This window comes from Vibrio sp. 05-20-BW147, assembly GCF_013369385.1.
Taxonomy (GTDB): domain Bacteria; phylum Pseudomonadota; class Gammaproteobacteria; order Enterobacterales; family Vibrionaceae; genus Vibrio; species Vibrio floridensis.
In genome coordinates this window covers 1-1,508 of record NZ_SZTO01000058.1, presented here as the reverse complement: position 1 = coordinate 1,508, position 1,508 = coordinate 1, and the positions used below count along the sequence as shown (strand labels likewise).

Here is a 1,508-nt window from a genome sequence, read left to right as displayed (position 1 = left end):
AGCAACATATCTTCCGACGGTGATATTTCTAACTCTACGCACTCTTTTGAGAAGAAGTTCCAATGCGCCTCCCGCCACCAAGCTAAAGTCTTGTCACCCTCACCTTCTAAAGCCGCGAACTCCGGTGTTACTTCACTGTATTTTTGCTTGGTTACAGACGTCATTTCTATAATACAAATCGGTATACCATCCCAATTTGTCACCACTTGAAGGTGTCCAACAACTGGCATTGGCTCGCCTTTTTCACTGTACCAATAGTCTAAGCTGCATGATGCACGCTTTTCACCACGAAGGATTAACTCGGCACAGAGATTAGCATTGTGTTCATCTGCACAGAAATAGTCTGAGCTGAACGAAGTGTATTTGGAAGCAACTTCACCAGGTAAAGAGTTCAGATATTGTTCCAAGTAAACTCTACTTCTTTCATCCATGATTTTGACTCGAAAATTGATTAAAAATATAACGCCCTGTTAAGGTGTGAGCAACGCAATACCGATGCCGCCGCAGACCACATTAAACACTAAACTCAACGCATAGTAAAAATGCCACACGTTGCGAATCACTCTTAAACAGTTTGTTAAGTGCACTTTCACACGATTTCAACTTTGCCTGACTCTATATACAAAGACAACGCTCTAGCCACCGACACAAATTGCTGGTCAGATAACATCTTTAAATGCTTAAGTTTCTTACCTGTCTTCTTTGGCTGCTCAGGATAAAACCTAGTTAAGCGATTTAATTTAAAGTCCTGACAAATATTGAGGGATGGTTCTTTGCAGCAAATGATAAAAAACACGACCTTGCCAACAACTAATGTAGTGACTTGTGTATTCCTACGCAGCCCATCGAGTTCATTTGGTGCATTTGGGTGTGTTTTTAGAAAAGCAGTCTCTCGACTATACAATGCGGTAGTATCTAAGCCATGCCTTGCGGCATACACTTTATAGTGTTTAGGAAAAACTCGATTACGCTCGAACAAATAGCACTCTTCTTTGCTCGTTACAACAGATTCATTGTCGGTTTGCTCGGCAACCATGTTTTTCATAACTAACCAAGTTGTTAGCTCTTTTAACTCTTTATTTGTAAGAAATTTATCACAATCACCAAAAGCTCCCAGTAAGATCGGTTTAATACTTTCTTCAATAGAACCCATCCACCCGCCATTACAGGTACGACAAACAACTCGATATTTTTTAGTCATTACGTCGCCAGAGCGAACATTCATTTTAAATTGGTTGTCTTCGTTATTGCCTAACCCGTAAGCTGCTCCCTCTTGGTATTTAGCATTCGCATCTTTTTCAGATAGTTTGTTCAACCAATTTGGCCAAAGATGCTCTTTTGAGATCCCGCCTTGGTTACCACAGAAAATACATTCTTTTTGTGCCATAAAACCTCTCGTGCACTTAACGCTGCGTTAAGGGGTGAATGCCGCATAAACCAACCTTCCGCAAGCCACTTTCACCACCAAAACTCACCGCATACCAAAAATGCCACGCGGCATGAATCCC

The 1,508-nt window shown here is 41.3% G+C and carries 3 protein-coding genes; all 3 read right to left on the bottom strand.

What is annotated here, in order from left to right:
* The coding region (locus FC652_RS19775) for an ASCH domain-containing protein (RefSeq protein WP_176299865.1) at window positions 1-431 on the bottom strand (431 nt) is incomplete at its 3' end.
* Between the two features lie 158 nt (window positions 432-589).
* Window positions 590-1,387 carry a hypothetical protein gene (locus tag FC652_RS19765; protein WP_176299863.1) on the bottom strand — a complete coding sequence of 266 codons (798 nt, stop codon included), beginning with the start codon at window positions 1,385-1,387 and terminating at the stop codon, window positions 590-592.
* A gap of 16 nt (window positions 1,388-1,403) precedes the next feature.
* Window positions 1,404-1,508 (bottom strand): DUF3265 domain-containing protein (locus tag FC652_RS19760; RefSeq protein ID WP_176299862.1); only part of this gene is annotated, 105 nt, incomplete at its 5' end.

Coding starts and splice junctions, on each gene's coding strand:
- FC652_RS19765 (WP_176299863.1), bottom strand. CDS start 1,387: ATGGCACAAAAAGAATGTATTTTCTGTGGTAACCAAGGCGGGATCTCA.